The organism is Bradyrhizobium sp. SRS-191 (assembly GCF_024586915.1).
Classification (GTDB): domain Bacteria; phylum Pseudomonadota; class Alphaproteobacteria; order Rhizobiales; family Xanthobacteraceae; genus Bradyrhizobium.
The window spans coordinates 24,100-45,860 of the sequence record NZ_JANBVS010000030.1 but is presented as its reverse complement, the minus strand read 5'-3'; the positions used below and the strand labels follow the sequence as shown (position 1 = coordinate 45,860).

The window sequence follows — 21,761 nt, the reverse complement described above, 5'->3', positions numbered from 1 at the left end:
CATGTTCCAGGGCATGCGCGTCATAGAGATGCGATAAGAGGGTTGGGGAGAAAGGACACATCATGCGTCGTCACCGTCGAGCCAAGATCGTCGCGACCGTCGGCCCCGCCAGCAATTCACCTGACATGCTGAAGGCGTTGTTCCTCGCCGGTGTCGATACGTTCCGTCTCAATTTCAGCCACGGCACACAGGCCGATCACGCAAAAGTCCACGCCGCGATCCGCGCGCTGGAGAAAGAGGTGCAGCGGCCGATCGGCATTCTGATGGACCTGCAGGGGCCGAAGATCCGCGTCGGCACCCTCCGCGACAAGAAGATCCAGGTCGACGCCGGCGAAACGATCCGATTTGTGTTGAATGGGACCGAAGGCGACAAGACGTCGATTCCGTTGCCGCATCCGGAGATCTTTGCGGCGGTCTCGCCCGGTCACGATCTTCTGATCGACGACGGCCGCGTGCGCGTGCGCGTCACCGGTCTTGGCGATGACTGGATCGAGGCCAAGGTGATCGTCAGCGGCGCGATCTCCAATCACAAGGGCGTCAATCTGCCGGGCACGATTCTGGAGCTGTCCCCGCTGACCGCGAAAGATCGCTCCGATCTCGCCTTCGGTCTCGATCTCGGCGTCGACTGGGTTGCGCTGTCGTTCGTGCAGAAGCCGTCCGACGTGCTGGAGGCGAGGGGCCTGATCAACGGCCGCGCCGGCATCATGTCGAAGATCGAGAAGCCGGCCGCGCTCGATCGCATCGACGACATCATCCAGCTGTCGGATGCGATCATGGTGGCGCGCGGCGATCTCGGTGTGGAAATTCCGAATGAGGATGTGCCGGGCAAGCAGAAGGAGCTGGTGCGCGCCTGCCGGCTCGCGGTGAAGCCGGTGATCGTGGCGACGCAGATGCTGGACTCGATGGTGGCGACGCCGACGCCGACGCGCGCCGAGGTCTCCGACGTCGCGACCGCGATCTATGACGGCGCCGATGCGGTGATGCTGTCGGCGGAATCGGCCAGCGGGCAATATCCGCGCGAGGCGGTGGCGATGATGGACAGCATCATCAAGGCGACCGAGAAGCACAAGATGTACGGCTCGATCATCCAGGCGACGCAGCCCGACGAGGAGCAGACTCCGCCGCATGCGGTGGCGACCGCGGCGGCCGATCTCGCCTCCGCGATTCACGCCAAGGCGATCGTGGCCTACACGTCGAGCGGCACCTCGGCCTCGCGTGTTGCCCGCAAGCGGCCGAGCCTGCCGATCCTCGCGATCACGCCGAACGAAGACACCTCGCGGCGGATGTGCCTGTTGTGGGGCGCGCACAGCGTGCTGTCGCAGGACGTGCAGAGCTACGAGGAGATGGTCGAGCGCGCGACGTTCTTCGCCGCCCAGGAGGAGTTCGCCGACAAGGGGGATCTGCTCGTCGTCGTCGCCGGCATCCCGTTCGCGCAGGCCGGCACCACCAACAATCTGCGCGTCGTCACCGTGCCCAGATAGGAGGCAGCCGAATACCCTGTGCGCGCCGTCCGCTTGTCGCCTGATTGTCGCACCCCGCTGGTATCGCGGGGCAGTGATGAAGACATCGTGAGTCGTCATGCGAACGATGTCGGTCGCGATCCGGCAGGATGGGTTCTGCCGGTGCGGCGCTGGTCATCGCCTTGTCATCAGGGACTGCTAGGTGGGCGCGCATGGGACTCGAGACTGCTGGTGAAGAAAGCCCGACGAAGCGCTTTCGGACGTTGTTCATCTCCGACGTTCATCTCGGAGCCCGCGGCTCGCAGGCCAATCTGCTGGTCGATTTCCTGCGCCACCATGATGCCGATACGATCTATCTGGTCGGCGACATCATCGACGGCTGGGCGCTGAAATCGAGCTGGCACTGGCCGCAATCGCACAACGATCTCGTGCAGAAGATGCTGCGCAAGGCGCGCAAGGGCGCCAAGATCGTCTACGTGCCGGGTAATCACGACGAGTTCCTGCGCGGTTATTACGGCACGCATTTCGGCGGCATCGACGTTGTCGAGAACATCGTCCACACCGGCACGGACGGGAAGCGCTATCTCATCATCCACGGCGACATCTTCGATCTCGTCGTCCAGAACGCCCGCTGGCTCGCCCATCTCGGCGACAAGGCCTATGACTTCGCGATCCAGATGAATCGCCTGGTCAACTTCTTCCGCCGCATGTTCGGCGTGCCCTATTGGTCGCTGTCGCAATGGGCCAAGCAGAAGGTCAAGAACGCGGTGAACTACATCGGTGCGTTCGAGACCGCGCTCGCCGCCGAGGCGCGGCGGCATGGCGCCGAAGGGGTGATCTGCGGTCATATCCATTGCGCCGTCATCCGCGACCAGGACGGCATCCGCTACATGAATTGCGGCGACTGGGTCGAGAGCTGCACGGCGCTGGTCGAGCATGAGGACGGCCGGTTCGAGATCCTGACCTGGACCGATCCGCAGCTGCAGCCGGCCCCGGTTCCACAACTGGCGGCCCGCGCGGCCTGAGGTCGTCGTTCAAAGGCAGGCTCCCTTGCGCCGCGGCGAGGGGGCGCGGTAAAATAAGGGCATGACAGCTCATGCTCCGATCCTGCCCGTGACCGCCGCCGACATCGATGCGGCGGCGCGCGTGCTCGCGCCCGTGGCGGTGCGAACCCCGCTGCTGCCGGCTCCCGTGCTCAGCGACCAGTTCAAGGCGAACGTGTTCGTGAAGCCGGAAGTGCTGCAGCGAACCGGCTCCTTCAAGTTCCGCGGCGCCTACAACAAGCTGGCGTCGATCCCGGAAGCGGATCGCGCAAAGGGCGTCGTCGCCTTCTCTTCGGGCAATCACGCGCAGGGCGTCGCCCATGCCGCGACGCTGTTCGGCATGCACGCAACCATCGTGATGCCGTTGGATGCGCCCGTCGCCAAGCGCGAGCGCACCAAGGCCTTCGGGGCCGACGTCGTGCTGTACGATCGTGACCGCGAGGACCGCGAGGCGATAGCCCGGGACATCGCCGGCAAGCGCGGCTCGACCGTGGTGCCGCCTTATGATGATCCCTACGTCATCGCCGGGCAGGGCACCGTCGGTCGTGAGATCGCTGAGGACCTGTCAGCGCTTGGCCTCTCGCCCGATACCGTGATCGTGCCGGCTTCCGGCGGTGGCCTGCTCGCGGGCGTGTCGACAGCGGTGAAGGCGCGTTTTCCGAGTACGCAGATGGTGGTGGCGGAGCCCAGGGGCTTCGACGACCACGCGCGCTCGCTGCGCGCCGGCCACCGCGAGGCGCACGAGGCCAAGGGGCGCACCATCTGCGATGCGCTGATGGCTGCGATTCCCGGCGAGATCACCTTCGCCATCAACAGCCGGCTGCTGTCGGCGGCGGTCGAGGCCTCGGATGAGGAGGTCGGCCGCGCCGTCGGTTTTGCCTTCCGAGAGCTGAAGCTCGTCGTCGAGCCCGGCGGCTCGGTCGGACTCGCGGCGCTGCTGGCCGGGCGGCTGGACGTCGCGGGCAAGACCATCGTGATCGTGCTCTCCGGCGGCAATGTCGATGCCGATCTCTTCGCCAAGCTGATCGCCTGACATCAGGCCTCAGCGAAATCCGAGGCCGCTCTTTGCAAATCCGCCGCCGCCCATCCGCGGCCCGGACTGCGCGACCTGCGGCGGACCGGGGCGCGGCATCGGCCGGCCCTGGATCGTCACCGGCCCGCGCGCCATCGACGGATGCGGCCCATTGAAGTTCGGCTTGAACGGCCCGGAATTGCCCGGGAACGGGCGCCGGGCCTCGCGGGTCTCGAACGGGCGGCCCGGATTGCGTTTCAGCGGATCGCGCTGGATCTTAGCAGCCGGAGGAGGGGTCACCGGCGGCACGATCTTGTCGCGCATCTTGTTCTGAGCGATCGGGCTGGGGTCCACGATCTTGTTCGGCCCACCGTTGATGCCGGTGTTTTTGGTGAGGACGGTCGGCGGCGGCGGCTGACGCGGCGGCAGGTTGTTGGCCGGCAGCTTCGGCAGCGGGCCGGGCTGGCCCTGGATCTGAGCGCCGGGATTCAACGGACGTGCCACTGGGGCTATCTGCGGCGGCATCATCAGCCGGCTCGGCTGCAGCACCGGGATCGGCCGCGGCTGAGCCTGCAGCCGCAGCGCGACCGGCGCATAGGGGCTGTCGGCATAGGAATCGCGGAAGCTCTGATAGGCCGCCGGCGAGTTCGCCAGAACGGTCTGATGCCAGGCTGCGGCCTGCACCAGGCCGGCGAGCAGCGCGCGGATGCGGTCCGCCAGCGGATCGCGCGGGTACATCTCGACGAACTCGCGATAATATTGCGGACGGTTCTCCGACAGCACGTAATCATAGGCCTGCCGCACGGAGCGGCTGGGCAGGTCGGCGGCCATCTGGACCACCGGTGCCTTCTCCGGCAGGCGTGCGGCCGCAACCAGGGAATCGCCGAAGAAGGTGAAGTCGCTGGTGAGCGATGAGCTCTCCCACGGCGTCTGCCGTCCGTCGGTCGATTGGTTGACCTGCAGGCGAATGCGCTTGAACAGCTGTTCGATCGGCATGTTCGGCTGCCGAGCCAGATTGAGGAACGCCTGCGCGTAGGGGCTGTGCTCGCCGCGTCCGTCGAGCGCCTCTTCGCCGGGCGACGTCGAATAGCCGACGATGGATCCGTTCGGAGCATCGACGATGGCCAGTCCGCGGCCGGCATCGTTGATGGCGGGAAACGGATTGTTGCGACAGGCATCGAGCACGACGATCCGCATCCGGCTCGGAATGGCGTCGAGCGTGGCCATCAGGTCCACCAGGCGGATCGTGCTGCTCATGAGATCGGAGGGAGCAGAGATACGCGCATCGATCGGGATGAGGTAGTTCTCGCCCGCGAGCTGAACGCCGTGGCCCGCGTAGTACACCATGGCGACGGCGTTCGGTCCATGCGCTGCGACGCGGCTCGAAAAATCCTGTACGACCTTGAGCATCTCGTTCTGCGTCAGGTCGGTGGCCGTGATCACCTCGAAGCCGGCGGAGTTCAGCAATTTCGCCACGGCATGGGCGTCGTTGTCCGGGTTCTCCAGCACTGGCGCATTCTGGTAGCTCGAATTTCCGATCACGAGCGCGACGCGCGGTTCTGCGCCCTCGAGCGTTGCGGCGGGCGCGTTGTCTCTGTTCGAAGGCACCTGCGCAGCCAGCGCGCGCGATGGTGTCTGCAGATTATCGATGTCGCTGCCGGCGGCCCCGCCGGGGCTGGTGCCGACCGCAGTCATCAGGGCCAGCATCGCCGAGGCGAGCAGGGCCTTCCAGGTGGATCTGTCAGCGCGGAATAGCGGAACGGACACGGGCGTTCTCCTCGAGCATGCGCAAAGCGAATGGCTTGAGGATCACGCTTAGGCGGATCATCTCCCGGTGTACGTGATGCGTGTCACCTTGGCAGCAGGCCCGCTGAGCAACGAGCCTTTAGCGGTCGTTACGAACAGAAGACTCGCGGGTCGGGCAAAGCGGCCGTCAGGAGAAGAACGCAATCTTCTCGGGCTGTGTCATCCGCCGGATCGGCGACAGCGGATCGTTGGCTGGCGCCTGCGGGCGCTGCAGGAGGCCGTTCGAGAGCAAGGTCGACCCCAGTGACGGCTCGTAGGTCGGCTTAGGCATCGCAGAAGCCGTTGCCGGTGGAGTCGAAGCGGCCGCCGCATGAAGCTGCTGAGTGGGTGTTGCTTCGACCCGTACAGGCGGCGCGGGGGGCGGGGCAGCCACAGCGGCCGCGATCGCCGCCAGAGTTTCGACCGTGATCGCCTCCGAAAGCGGTGCGGCAGGCGGAGACGCACTGGGCATCGAAGCCGGCGCCATCGGGGGCGCTTGCACGGGCGGAGCGAGCGGAGCTGCGATCGGCTCTGGCGCCGGTGCCTGGGCCGTCGTCAGCGCGAGCTCAGGCTCAGCAAGCTCAAGCTCAGTAGGCTCAAGCTCGGCAGGTTCAGGCTCGGCAGACTCAGGTTCGGTCGGCGCCGGCTCGCGGAAGCTGGCGACGATGTCGTCATCGACCGAAGTGGGCTCCTCGATGTCGAAACCGAGCGTCCGGGCCCGGCTGAACTCCTCGTCCTCGATCGGATCGGGCGCGCCCATTTCGGCCGCAACGAGCTCCAGGATGGCTTCGTCCTGGGCCTCCGCCGCTGCCGCATCGTCCAGCTCGGCGGCGGCCTGCTGCTCGATCTCGACGAGCGCCTCCGCGATCGAAGGCTCAGCGATCGCAGGCTCGGCGATCAACGAGGGCGGCGCAACGGAGACGGCCGCCACAGCAGCCGCCGCCACTACGCTCGGATCTTCCGCGGAGGTTTCGACAGTCACGCTTGCCACGAGCACTGCGGCTTCAGCCGACGATGCCTCGATCGCTTCGATGGCGGCCACCGCCGCGACGAGCGGGATGGTCATTGCTGGGGCGGCTTGATTCGTCTGGGCCAGCTCGGGTTCCGGCGCCCGGGCCGTCTCTTGTTCTGTCGCCACGGGCGGCTCCGCAGCCGGTGGCGTTTCAACCGTCCGGGCCGGTGCGGCCGCTTCCGTGACGGGCGCGACCGCATCGGCGGCGGCGGCCTGCCGCTCCTCGAGCTCCTTGAGCCGCGTCTTGATGATGTCGAACGCCGCGAGCAGCGCGATCTTCGGATCAGCGCTGGCGAGTTGCTCGCAGGCGGCCTCGATCGAGGTCACCTGGGAATCGATCAGGTCGCAAATCCGGGAGTCGGCCCCGATCTCGCGCCAGCGCCAGGAGATCTCCTTGATGATCCGGGTGCCCTTGCGCACCGGCGCGAGGTTCTGCTCGAGCGCCATATTGTCGACCGCAGAGGCTGCGGCGAGTGCGGCAACCTCGACCGCGGCGCGGATCGTCGCCAGCGCTTCGGGCAGCGCCTGACTGTCGGCCTGCTCCAGTTCCTGCTGCTGCTGCCGCTGAGAGGCCAGCGCATGCTCGATGCGCGCCACTGCGTCCAGCACCATGCTGGTGTCGGCGTTGCGGTTGCGCTTGGCGTATTCGCCAAGGAACCAGCGGCCACGCGACGTCTCCATGAAGGCGTCGCGGATCGCCTCGTAATCGGCCTCGTTCGGCTGAGCCGCGCGGGCGGATATCGGCGAGAGGGCGAAGACTTCATCGACCATGGCAAACCCATCGCGCAAATTGCTGCGCGTTGGCATAACGATCACCATGATATTGATCGAATCGCAATTGAATTGATGCCACTGTCCCGACAAATCTCCACCACATCGCCGGTATTAGCGCGCCGATTCGCGGGGCGGTTGGGGCTGTTCTATGGCGCGGTGTTCGCGTTGTCCGGGACGCATCTGCCGTTTTTCCCCGTGTGGCTACGGGCGATCGGACTGGATGCTGCCTGGATCGGCATCATCATCGCGGTTCCTGCGATCACCCGCTTCACGATCCTGCCGATCATCACCGCGCTCGCCGAGCGCCGGCAGGCGTTGCGGGGCGCGTTGCGTCTGACGACGCTCGCAACCGCGTCCGGCTTCGCCGTTCTCGCCCTTCAACATCAGCCCTGGCTCGTCTTTCTGGTGTATGTCGGGCTTTGCAGTCTGTGGACGCCGGTCGTGCCGCTGACCGATGCCTACGCGCTGCGTGGCGTCATGAGCCATGGCCTGAACTACGGCCGGCTGAGGCTGTGGGGATCGGCGGCTTTCATCGTCGGCACGCTGCTGTGCGGCGGCTTGGCCGACATTGTGCCGTCGTCCGACCTGATCTGGATCATCGTCGTGCTGGCGCTATGCGGGGCGGCGAGCGGCCTGCTGCTGCAGCCGCTGCCGCCTTTGCCGCGCAGCACGGGCCCGGCTCGGGATGGCCGCAGCCTGCTGGGCAGTCCACGCTTCCTGTGCATCATCGCTGCCTCGGCGCTGATCCAGGGCAGTCATGCCGCCTACTACACGTTCTCGGCCATTGAGTGGAAAGCGCAGGGTCTCAGCGGCCTCACGATTGCCTGGCTCTGGACCATGGGCGTGCTCGCGGAGATCATCATCTTCGCGCTGTCGCCGCGGTTCACGCTCTCGCCGGCCATCCTGGTCGTGATCGGCGCCATCGCGGCGGTGCTGCGCTGGACGCTGACGGCGCAGGAGCCGCATGCGATGGGTCTTGCGGCCGTCCAGATCAGCCATGGCTTCACCTTCGGGCTGACGCTCGTCGGCACCATGGGGCTGCTGGTCCGCGAGGTGCCGGCGCATCTGACGGCGCGCGGGCAGGGCTATTATTCCGCCGCCAGCGGCGTGGTCGGCTCGGCCGCGTCGATCCTGTCGGGGCCGCTCTATGCGGCCTATGGACCGGGCGTCTACTACATCATGGCGATCATGGCCGGGCTAGGCGGCGCGCTGATGTGGCTCGGCCGCGCGCGCCTGTCGGCTCAGCCCCACAACGCCTGATCGGGCGGATAGACCAGGCTGTCCTCGTAGTACAGTCCGTGCGCGCAGTCCTCCGCCAGCAGCAGCGGGCCGTCGAGGTCGACATAGCGGGCGAGCGGCGTGAGCAGCATGGCGGGCGCCATCGACAGCGACGTCCCGACCATGCAGCCGACCATGATGTCGAAGCCGAGCGCGCGGGCGGCATCGGCCATAGCCAGGGCCTCGGTCAGGCCGCCGGTCTTGTCGAGCTTGATGTTGACGGCGTCATAACGACCGCGCAGCGCATCGAGCGAGTTGCGGTCATGCACGCTTTCATCGGCGCACACGGCCAACGGACGCGCCATGTTGCCAAGCGCCTCGTCCTTTCCGGCGGGAAGCGGCTGCTCGACCAGCGTGACGCCAGCCTCGTCGCAGGCGGCGAGATTCGCTGCGAGATTGGCCTCGCTCCAGGACTCGTTGGCGTCGACGATCAGTTGCGACTGCGGCGCGGCCGCGCGCACGGCCGCGATGCGCGCCGGATCGCCGTCCCCGCCGAGCTTGACCTTGAGCAGCGGCCGGTGCGCCGCCTTGGCGGCGGCCTTGGCCATGATCTCGGGCGCGGCGAGCGAGATCGTGTAGGCGGTCACGCAGGGCGCCGGCGCGCGCCGTCCGAGCAGGTCCCAGATGCGCCGGCCGCTGCGCTTGGCCTCGAGGTCGAGCAGCGCGCAATCCAGCGCATTGCGCGCGGCGCCCGGCGGCATCGCCGTCTGCAGCGCGTCGCGATCGAGGCCGGAGGCGATGGCATCGCGCATCGCGAGCAGGGCGCTCAGCGCCCCCTCGGGCGTTTCGCCATAGCGTGGATAGGGCACGCATTCGCCGCGACCAACGATATCACCATGTCGCAGCTCCGCGATCACCGTCACCGCTTCGGTCTTGGCGCCGCGGCTGATCGTGAAGCTGCCTGAGATCGGCCAGTGGCCGATCTGGGCGTCCAGTATTGGAAAACCGGTAGAAGTCATTTGAAAGTCTGGCGATTTGTGAGCTGGAATGAGACGCTGGGGACTTGCGCGATGGGAGCGACTATGGCTGTTGATGGGGGTCTCCGGCAAGGTGGTGGCGACGCGGTGGGATTTTTCTCGTCAAGGAGCGGACATCGTCCGTTCCGAGGATGGTCGTCGTGAAGGGCGGCCCCGATCTGCAACGCAGCAGTGAAGGCAATGCGTTGTCGCTGCGCGCGACAGGCGCCTGGACGGCGCCGTTTGCGCCGGCGCTCGAGCGGCTGGTCGCCGAGGCCGAGAAGCTCGCTGGCAAGAAGATCGATGTCTCGATCGATGTGTCGCAGGTCTCCAAGCTCGATACGTTCGGGGCCTGGCTGATCGAGCGGCTGCGCCGCAGCTTCACTACGGGAACCGTGGAGGCCCGGATCGACGGCCTGTCGGCCAACTACGCGAGCCTGGTCGATGAAGTCCGACGTGTCAGCCTCGCGCCCGGTGACGATGCCGCCAATGTGACCATCACCGGCATGCTCGGGCAGATCGGCCGCAGCGTCGCCGGCATCGTCGGTACGGTCGCCGCGCTGGTCGACATGCTCGGCGCCGTCATCGTCGCCAGCGGCCGCGTCTTCATTCATCCGCGCAGCTTCCGCCTGACCTCGACCATCCACCACCTCGAGCAGGTGTGCTGGCGCGCGGTGCCGATCGTCGTCCTCATCACCTTCCTGATCGGCTGCATCATCGCCCAGCAGGGCATCTTCCATTTCCGCAGGTTCGGCGCCGACATCTTCGTCGTCGACATGCTTGGCGTGCTGGTGCTGCGTGAGATCGGCGTGCTCCTGGTCGCGATCATGATCGCCGGCCGCTCGGGCAGCGCCTACACGGCCGAGCTCGGCTCGATGAAGATGCGCGAGGAGATCGACGCACTGCGCACCATGGGCTTCGATCCGATCGAGGTGCTGATCCTGCCGCGCATGCTCGCGCTGGTGATTGCGCTGCCGATCCTGGCCTTCCTCGGCGACATCGCAGCGCTTTACGGCGGCGGACTGGTGGCCTGGTTCTACGGCGGCGTCGATCCCGAGGCGTTCCTTCTGCGGCTGCGCGATGCGATCTCGATCGACCACTTCACAGTTGGTCTCTTGAAGGCGCCTGTGATGGCTGCCGTGATCGGCATCGTCGCCTGCGTCGAGGGCCTGGCGGTGCAGGGTAGCGCCGAGTCGCTCGGCCGCCACACCACCTCGTCGGTCGTGAAGGGCATCTTCTTCGTGATCGTCATGGACGGCGTATTCGCGATCTTCTTCGCCGCGGTCGGGATGTGAGCTGACATGGCGCAGGAGGTGTCCGATCCGATCATCCGCGTGCGCGACGTCACCGTGCAGTTCGGCAAGACGCGCGTGCTCGACGGCCTCGATCTCGACGTCAAGCGCGGCGAGATCCTCGGCTTCGTCGGTCCGTCCGGCGCCGGCAAGTCGGTGCTGACGCGCACCATCATCGGCCTCGTGCCGAAGCTGTCGGGAAACATCGAGGTGTTCGGGGTCGATCTCGATGCCGCCGATCGCGCCGGCCGGCGTGCCGTCGAACGGCGCTGGGGCGTGCTGTTCCAGCAGGGCGCGTTGTTCTCCTCGCTGACGGTCCGGCAGAACATCCAGTTCCCGGTGCGCGAGTATCTCAAGGTCTCGCAGCGGCTGCTCGACGAGATCATGGTCGCAAAGCTCGTGATGGTCGGATTGCGGCCCGATGTTGCTGACCGTTTCCCGAGCGAATTGTCCGGCGGCATGATCAAGCGCGTCGCCTTGGCGCGGGCGCTGGCGCTCGATCCGGAGCTGGTCTTTCTCGATGAGCCGACCTCGGGGCTCGACCCGATCGGCGCCGGAGATTTCGACGAGTTGGTGCGCACCTTGCAGCGGACTTTGGGGCTGACGGTTTTCATGGTAACCCATGATCTCGACAGCCTGTACACGGCCTGCGACCGCATCGCCGTGCTCGGCAACGGCAAGATCACTGCCGCGGGGTCGATGGCCGACATGCAGGCCTCGGAGCATCCGTGGCTGCGGCAGTATTTCCACGGCAAGCGTGCACGCGCCGTGATGGGGTAGCATCAAGCGCCCCAGCGACGATTTTTTGTGAGCGGGAGTGGGGACTTCCGCGACTAAGGTGATGGGGTGGGTGCCGCAGTCCGGCGCCAACCGAGAGCGCGCGGAAGCGGCGGCTGGGATCTCTGCCGCGACGTGCAGGTACCGGAGTTGGTAATGGAAACGCGGGCGAATTACGTCCTGATCGGATCGTTCACGCTGGCGGTGCTCGCCGCGGCGGTCGGGTTTGTGCTGTGGTTCCAGAGCCTGCACACCACCAAGCAGCGCAGCCCGTTGCGCGTGGTGTTCGAGGGGCCGGCGGCCGGTCTGCGCAACGGCGGCAGTGTCAATTTCAACGGTATCCGCGTCGGCGAAGTCATCTCGGTCAAGCTCGACAATCCGCGCCGCGTCGTGGCGCTGGCGATGGTCGAGAACAACGCGCCGATCCGCAAGGACACGCTCGTGGGCCTCGAGTTCCAGGGCCTCACCGGCGTCGCCGCGATCTCGCTCAAGGGCGGCGAGGAGGCCGCGCCGCCGACGCCGCTCGACGAGGACGGCGTCCCGGTGCTGCGCGCCGATCCGACCCGGCTGCAGGACGTCACCGAGGCGATCCGCGCCACCTTGCAGAACATCAACAAGGTGGTCGCCGACAACCAGGATGCCGTGAAGAGCTCGATCAAGAATCTCGAGGTCTTCACCCAATCGCTGGCGCGCAACTCCGAGCGCATCGATGGCGTCATGAGCCGGGTCGACGGCATCATGGGCAAGGCGGACACCTTGATGCTCGGCCTCAACACGCTGGCCGGCGGCAAGGATGGCGGCGAGCTGTTCCTGACCGTGAAGTCGATCCGCGAGCTCGCCGAGGACCTGGACAAGCGCTCCGGCGCGCTGATGGCCGACGGGCGGCGGACCTTGTCCGACATCAGCCGCGCGGTGAACAATTTCGACCGCAACCCGACCCGCGTCCTGTTCGGCGCCAGCAACCCGAGCCCGAGCAACGCCCAGGCCTCGCAGCCCGCGCCCGCGCCGTCCACCAGCGGACGGCGGTGAGGCATTCGCGAATAGGGAGGAGCGAGCAGGGGACGGAGCCCTGCTGCTGCACGCTGGTGATTTTGACTGTGATGGTTCGTCCCGCTCTGACGTCTCCCAGCATCGGAGTTGTGCGCGGCCAGTCAGCGCGGGATTGTTATCTTCCCATTCCAGGGCAGGGGAATCGCATCGGGTGATGCGGAGCTGTCTGCGCGTACGATCCTGCTCATTTGTTACTCCGTCATGCCCGGGCTTGTCCCGGGCACCCACGTCGTTCTCAGAGTGCCGGACGACGTAGATGGCTGGGACAAGCCCGGGCATGACGACGCAGAGACAGACCAGCGCACAACTGCGATCTTCAATTGCGACGGCGTTGCCCTCCAAGGGAGGGGGAGACTGAGATCGTCGCGCCTGCGGTCGTTATCATCGGGACCTTGGCCGCGGTTACGCAGAGCAGCTGCACAGCCTCATCGCAATCATCAGATGAAGCTTGATGCCTTGCCACGGCGTAGCATCGTGCATTTGCGCGGGGCGCGCCGGGCCGGCTCGGCCGAAGTCGAGCAAGTCTTATCGACTGCATCCCCGAAAGCAAAACGGAGGCCTCGCGGCCTCCGTTTGTATGTCGATTGCTGGTCGGCTACTTGCCCATCCGCCGCTCGCTATTCGCCGCCTCCCATCACGCCAGCCGGCCGGCGGCGTGGGCGAGGAGGGTGTAGACCAGGCCCGTCTCCGAGGTGAGCTGCGCGCGCAGCGCCTGCGGGTTGCGGTCGTCGCGGGCGACCTCGTCGAGCAGCCGCTCGAACTCGGTGATGTAGCGGTCGACCGTCTGCTTGAAGGTGCGGTCGGCGCGGTACTTGCGGGCGACCTCGTCGAACGCCTTCTGGCCGGCGGGCGTGTAGAGGCGCTTGGAAAACGCCTTGGTCTCGCCGCGCTGATAGCGGTCCCACATCTCCGCCGCGAGCGTGCGGTCCATCAGCCGGGCGATATCGAGCGACAGCGATTCCAGCGGATTGCCCGGCTGCTGCGCCGGCGCCGGTCCGCGGCCACGCGGAGCCGGAGCCTGCGGCTGACCGGCGGCGCTGCTGTCGGCGCGGTTGAGCAGGTCCGACAGCCAGTTGTCGCTGCGCTGGTCGGCGACCGGGCCCATCGGCGGCGCCTCGACCCGGCGCGGCTGAGGCGGCGGCGGGGCGGGGGGCTGCATGCCGAGATCCGGCGGCGGCAGGTTGGTGACGCTGGTTGCCGCCGGCTCGCGCAGCCGCATGTCCGGGCGACCGCCCACGGCTGCGGCTGCCACCACCGGCTCTTCCTGACGGATGACGGCGGCCGGCGCGGCGACGGGGCGCGACGCGCTGACCACGTCGAGGCCTCGACCGTGATGTGCGACGATGCGGTTGAGCTCGGCGAGCGCTTCGATCTGGTCGACGATGACCTTGCGCATCTGCGCGGTGCTCTCGGCCGCCTCCTGCGGCATCTCCAGCACGCCGCGGCGCAGCTCGTTGCGCGTCGCTTCGAGCTCGCGATGCATCTCCGCGGTCATCTGCTTCATGCTCGACACCAGCGTGGCGAACTTCTCCGCCGACTGCTTGAACATCGCATCTGCTTCCTGCGTGCTCTGCTGGTAGATCTCCTGCATCTGCGAGGTGGTGAGACGACGCTCTTCCTCGGCATTGGAGCGGATGGCTTCGAATTGGCGGCTGAGCGCGGTGGAGCCGGCACCCGCGGTCTCCGCCACCACACGGGCGATGTCGCGCGCCCGCTCCTCGGCGGCCGCGAGCGACTCGTCGAGCAGGGTGGTGAAGCGCGTCAGGCGCTGGTCGAGATCCGCGGTGCGCAGGTCGATGGTGGTGACCAGCGATTCCAGCGTCGTCTTGCGATCGGAGATCGAGACGGTCGCGTCGCGGTTGCTCTGCTCGACGACGGCCGCGGCCTCGATCAGGGCCTTGCCGTGGGCGTCGAACTGGCTCGACAGCGAGTTGAGATCCTCCAGGGCGCGCGACGTCTTGGAATTGAAGACGTTGAGCTGGTCCTCGAGGGTCTGCGTCGCCGTGCCGTTGCGCGAGGTGACGTCGTTCATCGCGGTGACGAAATCGGCCACGCGGGCGACCAGCGCACGCTCGAGCGAGTTGAGGTTGTCGTGCGCACCGGTCAGCACCTCCTGCAGCAGGATGTTGCCTTCGCGCAGACGCTCGAACAAGGCGACGGTGTCCGTGCGCAGGATCTTGCTGGTCTCCTGCATCTCGGTGACGGCCGCCACCGAGACCTGGCGCGACTGCTCGATCGCCGCGCGCGAGGCCTGCTCGAGATCCTTCAGCGACTTGGTGATCGCCGTCGTCGCCATCTCGCCGGCCGAAGTAATCGTGCGCGCGACCTCGGAGCCGTTGCCGTTGACGGTGTGGGCGAAGGTCTGGCCGCGCACCTCGATCTGCTTCAGCGCCTCGGTGGTGACGCGATCGATCTCGATCGTGAGCTGGTTGGTCTTGGAGTTGAGCGTCTCGACCAGCGTGCCGCGCTTGCCGTCGAGGAACTGCGACAGCCGCTCGGTTTGCTGCTGCACGTAGGTGACGATCTCGTCGGTCTTGCCGGTCATCGCCGAGCCGAACGAATTGCCGGCGGCGAGCACGGAGCGTTCGATCTCGGTCGAGGTCGACTTGACGCGGGTGGAGACCTCGTTGGAGGCGGCGACCAGCGCGCTCTGCGCGTTCAGCGCGCTGCTCTGGATGGCATCCGTCGTATTGGCCGCGACGGTGTTGATGGAGCGCTCGATCTCCGAGGAGATCGCCTTGAGCTGGCCGGCGGTGTCGGTGGAGGTCGCCGTCAGCACGCTCTGGGCCTCGCGCGCGCCGCCGACGATCACCGCGACCGACTCGGTCGTGGTCGTCGTCAGCAGCGTCTGGGCTTCGCGCGCGCTGCCGACCAGCGTCGCCGCCGTGTCAGCCGACGTCGCGGTCAGCGACATCTGCGCCTGGCGGGCGCTGTTGAGGATCGAGGTGGCGGTGTCGGCGCCGACCGACGACAGCGTCCGCTCGACGTCGACCGCGAGCGACTTGACGTGCTCGGCCGCCTCGGTCGAGCTCGTGATGAGCTTGGACTGCACTTCGCGGGCGCTGTCGATGATCACGGTGGCGGTGGTGGTGCCGACCGCGGCCAGCGTCCGCTCGACGTCGATCGCCAGCGACTTCACATGGTCGGCGGCTTCGGTCGAGGCGCTGACGAGCTTCGACTGCACGTCGCGCGCGCTGTCGACGATCGTCGCCGCCGTGCTGGTGCCGACGGCTGCGAGCGTGCGCTCCACATCGGCGGCAAGCGACTTGACGTGATTGGCCGCTTCCGACGACGCGCTGATGAGGGTGGTCTGCGCCTCGCGGGCACCGCCCGTGATGGCTTCCGCGGTCGTCGTTCCCGCGATCGACAGCGAGCGCTGCACGTCGACGGTGAGCGCCTTCACCTGCTCGGCCGCCTCCTGCGAGGCCGCGAGCATGGCGCTCTGGGCTTCGCGGGCGCCGGCCGTGATGGTCTCGGCGGTCTCGGTGCCGGCACTGGTGAGCGAGCGCTGCACGTCGGCCGCGAGCGACTTCACGTGGTCGGCCGCGTTGGATGAGGCCGAGACCAAAGTGTTCTGGACCTCGCGGGCGCCGGCGAGGATCGAGGCTGCGGTGGCGGAGCCGGCCGCCGTCAGCGCCTGCTCGACATCGGTGGCGAGCGACTTGACATGCGTGGCGGCGTCGGACGAGGCGGACACCAGGGTGTTCTGGACCTCGCGGGCGCCGGCGAGGATGGTGGCCGCGGTGGTCGAGCCGGCCGCCGTGAGCGTGCGCTCGACGTCCGCCGACAGCGACTTGATCTGCTCGGCGGTGTCGCCGGAGGCGGTCACCAGCGTGGTCTGGGCCTCGCGAGCGCTGGAGAGGATGGCGTTGGCCGCCGTGCTGCCGGCATCGGTGAGGGCGCGCTCGACCTCGGCCGAGGTGGTCTTCAGCTGCGAGCCGACATCGGTCGACACGCTGAGCAGCGCCTCCTGCGCCGAACGCGCGCCGGTCTGGATGGTCTCGCTGGTGTTGACCACGAGGTTGGTCAGCGAGCGCTCGGCGTCCTCGACATGCGACTTGATGCTGGCCGACAGCAGCTCGGCGCGGGTCATCAGCTCGTCGCTGGCCTGGCGGCCGCTGCTCTCGATGCGGCCGGCGACGGCCTCGACGCGCGAGCCGAGCAGGTCCTCGAACTGCGACACGCGATGATCGATTTCGGTGGCGATCGAACCGACGCGCGTTTCGATGCCCTGGTGAATGTCCTGGAAGCGGGCGGTGACGGCTTCGGTCAGCTCGAAGCTGCGGCCGTCGATGATGTTCGACAGGCTGACGATGCGCGCATCGATGGCCTCCAGCGCCTTGTCGGTGCCGTCGGTCAGCGAGGACGTCAGGATGTTGAGGCGGGAATCGATCGACTGGATCGCCTGCGCCGAGCCCTCGGTCAGCGACGAGGTCAGCACGGTCAGCCGCGAGTCGATCGCGTGCAGGACCTGCGCTGCGCCGTCGGTCAGCGAGTTCGACAGCGTGCCGAGCCGGCCCTCGATGGTCGAGGTGACCGAGGTGGTGCGGCTGTCGAAGCTTTCTTCCAGGGTCTTCAGGCGGCCGCCGACGGTGTCGTCGAAGGACTTGATCTTGGAATCCAGCGAGGAATCGAACGTGGTGATGCTGGCCTGCAGGTTGGTTTCGAACTGGCCGAGCCGCTGGTCCAGCGTCGCCGTGATCTCGCCGCTGTTGGACGACAGCCGGGTGTCGAAGGTGTCGACATAGCTCTTGAGATTGTCCGAGATCTCCTGGGTCCGCTGCCCCATGCGCTCGACGATCTCGCCGCCATAGGTCTTCACGGTGCGGTCGAACTCGGTGATGTGCCGGGTGATCAGCGCGCCCAAGGTCGAGCTGTCGCGCGCGAAGCGCTCGGCGAGCTCGGTGCCCTGGTTCTTCACCAGCTCATCGAAGGCGCTGATCTGGATCGACAGCGTGTCGTGCGTGCTCTCGGTCTGGCTGACGACCTTGGCGACCAGCGAGTTGACGGTCGCATCGAGCGACTCGCTCGCCTTTTCGCCCGACGTGACGATGTGGCCGGACAGGCGCTGGCTCGCCTCGTCGATCTTGGTGACGAGATCGCCGCTGCGCAGCTCGAGCTCGAGCAGCAGCGACTCACCGGAGGCCTTGAGGGAATCGTGGACCTGCTCGGTGCGAACCGAGATGCCGTCGACGATCGCGGCCGTGCGCTGCTCGAACTCGTTGGTGATGCGGTCGATACGCTCGTTGAGCATTTCGTGGACGCGGTCGGACAGATCGGCGAACTCGTCGTGGACGTGGCCGGTCTTGAAGTTGAGGCTGGTCGTCAGGCGCTCCGAGGCGTCGAGCACGGCGCGGGTGGTCTCGGCGCTGGCTTCCTCGAGACGGTCGAGCAGGTCGCCGCCGCGCTCACCGAGCGCGAGGATCATGTTGTCGCCGGCGTTGCTCAGCGCTGCCGTGATATGGGCGCCGCGCTCTTCCAGCGCGCCGGTGATGCTCTTGGCGACCTCGTCGACGCGCGAGGCGATCGCGTCCGAGATCAGCGCGATGTCGTGGCGCAGGTCGATCTGCACGCCGGAAATGGCGCTGCGGACCTGCTCGGCCTGACCGACCAGGTTGTCGCGCTGATGCGCGATGTCCTGGAGCAAAGCGCGGATGCGGACCTCGTTGTCGCTATAGGCGCGCTCCAGCGCTGCAACCTCGTTGGCGACCAGCATCTCCAGTTCGCCGGCGCGCGCGATCGCGCGCTCGACGCCGTCGCCCATCGCGGCAACTTCGCGGCGGATGGCCTGACCGACGGTGACGATGGAATCGCTGACGGCGCCCTCGGGCTCCGAGAAACGGATGGCGACCTGCGCCATCGACTGCGCGATCATGCGCAGCTCCTGGCCGCGCCAGGCGAGGCTCGCCAGGAAATAGAACAGCAGCACGGGCGCAAAGAACACCGCGGCGAGGCCGGCAAGCACCAGCGCGCCGCCGCTCTGGCCGATCAGCGCCTGCAGCGACGGCAAAAAGCCGATCGTGAGCAGCACGCAGCCGACGATCCAGATGCCTGCAAACGCGGTTGCCAGCGTGTACACGCCACGCGACGGGCGGCCCTTCTGGATCGCCTGCAACAACTGGCCGATGGTCTCGCGGTCGTCATTGGCCGGACGTCGCTTGGCCAGCGGCGGCGGCTCGATCTCGTCCAGGCTGCGGTTGTCGACTCCCGGACGGGAGTCGAACGAATCGAACGAGGATCCGCCTGATGGCATCACCGGCGGAGCCCCGTCAGCGCGGACCGGACCCTGGGTCTCCGAGGGCGCGGACGTGTCGCTGATGTTCAAAGCCTCCTGAATGGCGGACAGCGCAACTTCAGTCGGGTCTTTGACCTTTTTGGGGGTGTTCGCCATGTTGAGTCCGAGCCCTCGTCTTAATTTCGTTCCGGCAAGCCGCGTACGAGTACCCTCTCGCCGCGCTCGAACCGGACGTCATCCCTCGCAGGCACCAGGGGTGGCAAATTCCGCCAGGTGACCCACTCCATCCGGGGATCATCCTATTGGCTGTGCCTGTTGAAAGAAATGGCCGTGGTTAAGAGATTCTTAATCATCGTTAACAGCACCCGCCGTTAACCATTTAGAAGTTCTGCGAATTCCCGTTTCTGCCGTGATTAGGGCGGAGCCGGGCCCAAATCGCGGCAAACCCGCGGCAATCGGCTGGTAACGATACATTAACCATTGTCGTGCTTGGGTTACCACAGGGGCGCGCGGCGCGTGCCCATCGGACCGGATAGCCGCCATGATTCCCGACCTGTCACGGATCGAATGGATGCCCTCGCCACCGCTGGTGCCCGATGACGGGCCGATCAGCCTCGACCTGCTGCGGCGGATGACCCTCGGCGACAGCGCGCTCGAGCGCGAAGTGCTCGAAATGTTCTCGACCCAGGCTGTCCGCCTGCTGGAGCGGTTGCAGGTGATGCCTGAGGATGCGGCGACCGTCGCCCACACGCTCAAGGGCTCCGCCCGTGCGATCGGCGCGCTCGACGTCGCCGACGCCGCCGAGAGCCTGGAGACCGCGTTGCAGGCCGGCGATCCGGCCGACGCGCTGGCCTGGCTCGCCACCGCCGTGGCGCAGGCGCGCGCGGCCATTTCGGACATGCTCGGCGCGGCCTAAAGGGGCCGTCCGCGGCACTAGCGCGGAGCAGGGCGGTCCGTTATAGGACAGCCCGACCTCATTCCCTGCGCAGCACGAGCACACATGGCCAAGATCACCTTTGTCGACCACACCGGCGAATCCCGAACCGTTGACATCGAGAACGGCGCGACCGTGATGGAAGCGGCGATCCGCAACGCCATTCCGGGCATCGAGGCCGAATGTGGCGGCGCCTGCGCCTGCGCGACCTGCCATGTCTATGTCGACGAAGCCTGGCGTGAGAAGGTCGGTCCGCCGACCCCGATGGAAGAGGACATGCTCGACTTCGGCTACGACGTCCGGCCGAATTCCCGTCTCTCCTGCCAGATCAAGGTCTCCGACGAGCTCGACGGCCTCGTCGTCTCGACGCCCGAGCGTCAGGCCTGATTTCCCGCGTTCGGGATCTCGTTTCACGGCACCTCCCAACAGTCGCCGCCCGGCCTTAGGCCGGGGGCGAGAGCGAGACGCCCCGGCGAGCCCATGGCTGCAGCTGGCTGATAAGATACGGCGTCAGTGGCGCCGGCTTGCGCGTCACCTCGTCGATCAGCACCATAACGGCGGTGGCCGAGGCCACGCAGCGCCCGTCCGAGAACACGACCTGCTCACAGGTCACCGACGTCCGCCCCAGCTTCACCACGCCCAGTCCCAGCTCGATTCCGCCCGGCCAGCGCAGCTCGGCGCGGAAATGCATGTCGAGGCGCACCATGATCCAGGCCAGCCCGTCCTGGATCAGCCCGTGCCGCGGGTCCTTCATCAGCGTCACCCGTCCGGTCTCGAAATAGGTCGCATAGACCGCGTTGTTGACGTGCTGGTTGGGATCGAGGTCGCCGAACCGCACATTGTCCGTCAGGCGGTAGGGGAAGTCCTCAAGCACAGGCGTCTGGTGGCGGGCCGTCTCTGTCACCGATTGATCTCCATCATTCCGTCTCCTCTTCAAACCTCGCTACACCAGCCGCTGCAAGCCGCCTGCGGCGCGGAGCGGGCCGGCTTTTGTGCCTTCCCTGCGACGGCCCTGTTGGCTACAAATTCGGAACCGCCATCTGCCGCCATCTTCCGAGCGGCGCCTCCAACGAGAAGAGCGACATGAGTGAAGCGATCAAGACCGATGTGCTGATCATTGGCGCGGGCCCCTGCGGACTGTTTGCCGTGTTTGAACTGGGGCTGCTCGACATCAAGGCGCATCTGATCGACATCCTCGACAAGGTCGGCGGGCAATGCGCCGAGCTGTATCCGGAGAAGCCGATCTACGACATTCCCGGCGTGCCGATGGTGACGGGGCAGGGCCTCACCGATCAGCTGATGGAGCAGATCAAGCCGTTCAGCCCGACCTTCCATCTCGGCGAGATGGTCTCGAGCGTGGAGAAGATCGGCGACCCCGGGTTCCGCGTCACCACCGATGCCGGCAAGGTGTTCGAGTGCAAGGTCGTGGTGATCGCCGCAGGCGGCGGCTCGTTTCAGCCGAAGCGTCCGCCGGTGCCGGGCATCGAGGCCTATGAAGGCACCTCGGTGTTTTATGCCGTGCGCAAGATGGAGCAGTTCCGCGACAAGCACGTCGTCATCGTCGGCGGCGGTGACTCTGCGCTCGATTGGACGCTCAACCTGCATCCCCTTGCGAAGCGCATCACGCTCATCCATCGCCGCGACGATTTCCGCGCCGCGCCGCATAGCGTCGAGCAGATGCGCGCGCTTGTCGCAGGCGGCAAGATGGACCTGCGCATCGGCCAGGTGACGGCGCTCGAAGGCGCCAATGGCCAACTCTCCGCAGCCACTATCAAGGGCAACGACAACGCCGTGGAGACCATCCCCTGCGAGATGATGCTGCCGTTCTTCGGACTGACGATGAAGCTCGGTCCCGTTGCCGAATGGGGCCTCGCGCTCGAGCACAATCTCATTCCGGTCGAGACGTCGGCGTTCGAGACCAGCGTGCCCGGCATCTTCGCGATCGGCGACATCAACACCTATCCCGGCAAGATCAAGCTGATCCTGTGCGGCTTCCACGAGGGCGCGCTGATGGCGCAGAAGGCGCATCGCTACGTCTATCCGGAGAAGCGGCTGGTGTTCCAGTACACGACGTCGTCGTCGAGCCTGCAGAAGAAGCTCGGCGTCAACTAATTTGTCGGCGGTGTGGAACCAAACGCCGCCGGACCAACTCA

Annotated in this window: 15 protein-coding genes; 10 read left to right on the top strand and 5 right to left on the bottom strand. The window is 66.8% G+C overall.

From position 1 onward, the window contains the following. Positions 1-62: 62 nt before the first annotated feature. From pyk to NLR35_RS32510, 3 genes are all read left to right on the top strand, one after another. On the top strand, positions 63-1,481 hold the full coding sequence (gene pyk / locus NLR35_RS32520) for a pyruvate kinase (protein ID WP_257170632.1): 1,419 nt from the start codon (positions 63-65) through the stop codon (positions 1,479-1,481). Between the two features lie 191 nt (positions 1,482-1,672). Continuing rightward, on the top strand, positions 1,673-2,485 hold the full coding sequence (locus NLR35_RS32515) for a UDP-2,3-diacylglucosamine diphosphatase (protein WP_257170631.1): 813 nt from the start codon (positions 1,673-1,675) through the stop codon (positions 2,483-2,485). A 61-nt stretch (positions 2,486-2,546) separates the two neighbouring features. Beyond that, positions 2,547-3,536, top strand: coding sequence for a threonine/serine dehydratase (locus NLR35_RS32510; RefSeq protein WP_257170630.1), 990 nt, complete (start codon positions 2,547-2,549; stop codon positions 3,534-3,536). Positions 3,537-3,545: 9 nt separating this feature from the next. Here the strand turns inward: NLR35_RS32510 and NLR35_RS32505 are convergent, their stop codons facing one another. Together NLR35_RS32505 and NLR35_RS32500 are read right to left on the bottom strand one after the other, a co-directional pair. Then, positions 3,546-5,282, bottom strand: coding sequence for a caspase family protein (locus NLR35_RS32505; RefSeq protein ID WP_257170628.1), 1,737 nt, complete (start codon positions 5,280-5,282; stop codon positions 3,546-3,548). A gap of 166 nt (positions 5,283-5,448) precedes the next feature. Beyond that, positions 5,449-7,119: a hypothetical protein gene (locus tag NLR35_RS32500; protein WP_374940877.1), complete on the bottom strand. Its 1,671-nt coding sequence runs from the start codon at positions 7,117-7,119 to the stop codon at positions 5,449-5,451. Between the two features lie 39 nt (positions 7,120-7,158). Here NLR35_RS32500 and NLR35_RS32495 point away from each other — a divergent pair, with 39 nt between their 5' ends. After that, positions 7,159-8,346: an MFS transporter gene (locus NLR35_RS32495; protein WP_257170627.1), complete on the top strand. Its 1,188-nt coding sequence runs from the start codon at positions 7,159-7,161 to the stop codon at positions 8,344-8,346. Here the strand turns inward: NLR35_RS32495 and dgcA are convergent. Continuing rightward, positions 8,328-9,323 (bottom strand): N-acetyl-D-Glu racemase DgcA, encoded by a 996-nt coding sequence (gene dgcA, locus NLR35_RS32490; RefSeq protein WP_257170626.1) that lies wholly within the window; start codon positions 9,321-9,323, stop codon positions 8,328-8,330. The genes NLR35_RS32495 and dgcA overlap by 19 nt on opposite strands. A 158-nt stretch (positions 9,324-9,481) precedes the next feature. Between dgcA and NLR35_RS32485 the strand changes: the two genes are divergently transcribed. The 3 genes from NLR35_RS32485 (at position 9,482) to NLR35_RS32475 (ending at position 12,418) form a co-directional block, all read left to right on the top strand. After that, entirely contained in the window at positions 9,482-10,615 is a 1,134-nt protein-coding gene (locus NLR35_RS32485) for an ABC transporter permease (protein ID WP_257170625.1), read from the top strand. Between the two features lie 6 nt (positions 10,616-10,621). Continuing rightward, positions 10,622-11,392, top strand: coding sequence for an ABC transporter ATP-binding protein (locus tag NLR35_RS32480; RefSeq protein ID WP_257170624.1), 771 nt, complete (start codon positions 10,622-10,624; stop codon positions 11,390-11,392). A gap of 153 nt (positions 11,393-11,545) precedes the next feature. Next, positions 11,546-12,418 (top strand): MlaD family protein, encoded by an 873-nt coding sequence (locus NLR35_RS32475; protein WP_257170623.1) that lies wholly within the window; start codon positions 11,546-11,548, stop codon positions 12,416-12,418. Positions 12,419-13,073: 655 nt separating this feature from the next. On the opposite strand, the gene NLR35_RS32470 is transcribed toward NLR35_RS32475, so the two are convergent. Next, entirely contained in the window at positions 13,074-18,830 is a 5,757-nt protein-coding gene (locus NLR35_RS32470) for a methyl-accepting chemotaxis protein (RefSeq protein ID WP_257170622.1), read from the bottom strand. A 385-nt stretch (positions 18,831-19,215) separates the two neighbouring features. Here NLR35_RS32470 and NLR35_RS32465 point away from each other — a divergent pair, with 385 nt between their 5' ends. Both NLR35_RS32465 and NLR35_RS32460 read left to right on the top strand, forming a co-directional pair. Next, positions 19,216-19,590 carry an Hpt domain-containing protein gene (locus NLR35_RS32465; RefSeq protein ID WP_257170621.1) on the top strand — a complete coding sequence of 125 codons (375 nt, stop codon included), beginning with the start codon at positions 19,216-19,218 and terminating at the stop codon, positions 19,588-19,590. An 84-nt stretch (positions 19,591-19,674) separates the two neighbouring features. After that, on the top strand, positions 19,675-19,995 hold the full coding sequence (locus tag NLR35_RS32460; protein ID WP_006609837.1) for a 2Fe-2S iron-sulfur cluster-binding protein: 321 nt from the start codon (positions 19,675-19,677) through the stop codon (positions 19,993-19,995). A 55-nt stretch (positions 19,996-20,050) separates the two neighbouring features. On the opposite strand, the gene NLR35_RS32455 is transcribed toward NLR35_RS32460, so the two are convergent. Beyond that, a complete protein-coding gene (locus tag NLR35_RS32455) occupies positions 20,051-20,512 on the bottom strand; it encodes a thioesterase family protein (RefSeq protein WP_257170620.1) in 462 nt (153 codons plus the stop codon). Positions 20,513-20,691: 179 nt separating this feature from the next. On the opposite strand from NLR35_RS32455, the gene NLR35_RS32450 reads away from it, so the two are divergent. Next, positions 20,692-21,720 (top strand): NAD(P)/FAD-dependent oxidoreductase, encoded by a 1,029-nt coding sequence (locus NLR35_RS32450; RefSeq protein ID WP_257170619.1) that lies wholly within the window; start codon positions 20,692-20,694, stop codon positions 21,718-21,720. Positions 21,721-21,761 lie beyond the last annotated feature (41 nt).

Excerpts from the sequence above, each read along its gene's own strand:
- pyk (WP_257170632.1), top strand. The coding sequence starts at position 63 with ATGCGTCGTCACCGTCGAGCCAAGATCGTCGCGACCGTCGGCCCCGCC.
- NLR35_RS32515 (WP_257170631.1), top strand. The coding sequence starts at position 1,673 with ATGGGACTCGAGACTGCTGGTGAAGAAAGCCCGACGAAGCGCTTTCGG.
- NLR35_RS32510 (WP_257170630.1), top strand. The coding sequence starts at position 2,547 with ATGACAGCTCATGCTCCGATCCTGCCCGTGACCGCCGCCGACATCGAT.
- NLR35_RS32500 (WP_374940877.1), bottom strand. The coding sequence starts at position 7,119 with ATGCCAACGCGCAGCAATTTGCGCGATGGGTTTGCCATGGTCGATGAA.
- NLR35_RS32495 (WP_257170627.1), top strand. The coding sequence starts at position 7,159 with ATGCCACTGTCCCGACAAATCTCCACCACATCGCCGGTATTAGCGCGC.
- dgcA (WP_257170626.1), bottom strand. The coding sequence starts at position 9,323 with ATGACTTCTACCGGTTTTCCAATACTGGACGCCCAGATCGGCCACTGG.
- NLR35_RS32480 (WP_257170624.1), top strand. The coding sequence starts at position 10,622 with ATGGCGCAGGAGGTGTCCGATCCGATCATCCGCGTGCGCGACGTCACC.
- NLR35_RS32475 (WP_257170623.1), top strand. The coding sequence starts at position 11,546 with ATGGAAACGCGGGCGAATTACGTCCTGATCGGATCGTTCACGCTGGCG.
- NLR35_RS32470 (WP_257170622.1), bottom strand. The coding sequence starts at position 18,830 with ATGGCGAACACCCCCAAAAAGGTCAAAGACCCGACTGAAGTTGCGCTG.
- NLR35_RS32465 (WP_257170621.1), top strand. The coding sequence starts at position 19,216 with ATGATTCCCGACCTGTCACGGATCGAATGGATGCCCTCGCCACCGCTG.
- NLR35_RS32460 (WP_006609837.1), top strand. The coding sequence starts at position 19,675 with ATGGCCAAGATCACCTTTGTCGACCACACCGGCGAATCCCGAACCGTT.
- NLR35_RS32450 (WP_257170619.1), top strand. The coding sequence starts at position 20,692 with ATGAGTGAAGCGATCAAGACCGATGTGCTGATCATTGGCGCGGGCCCC.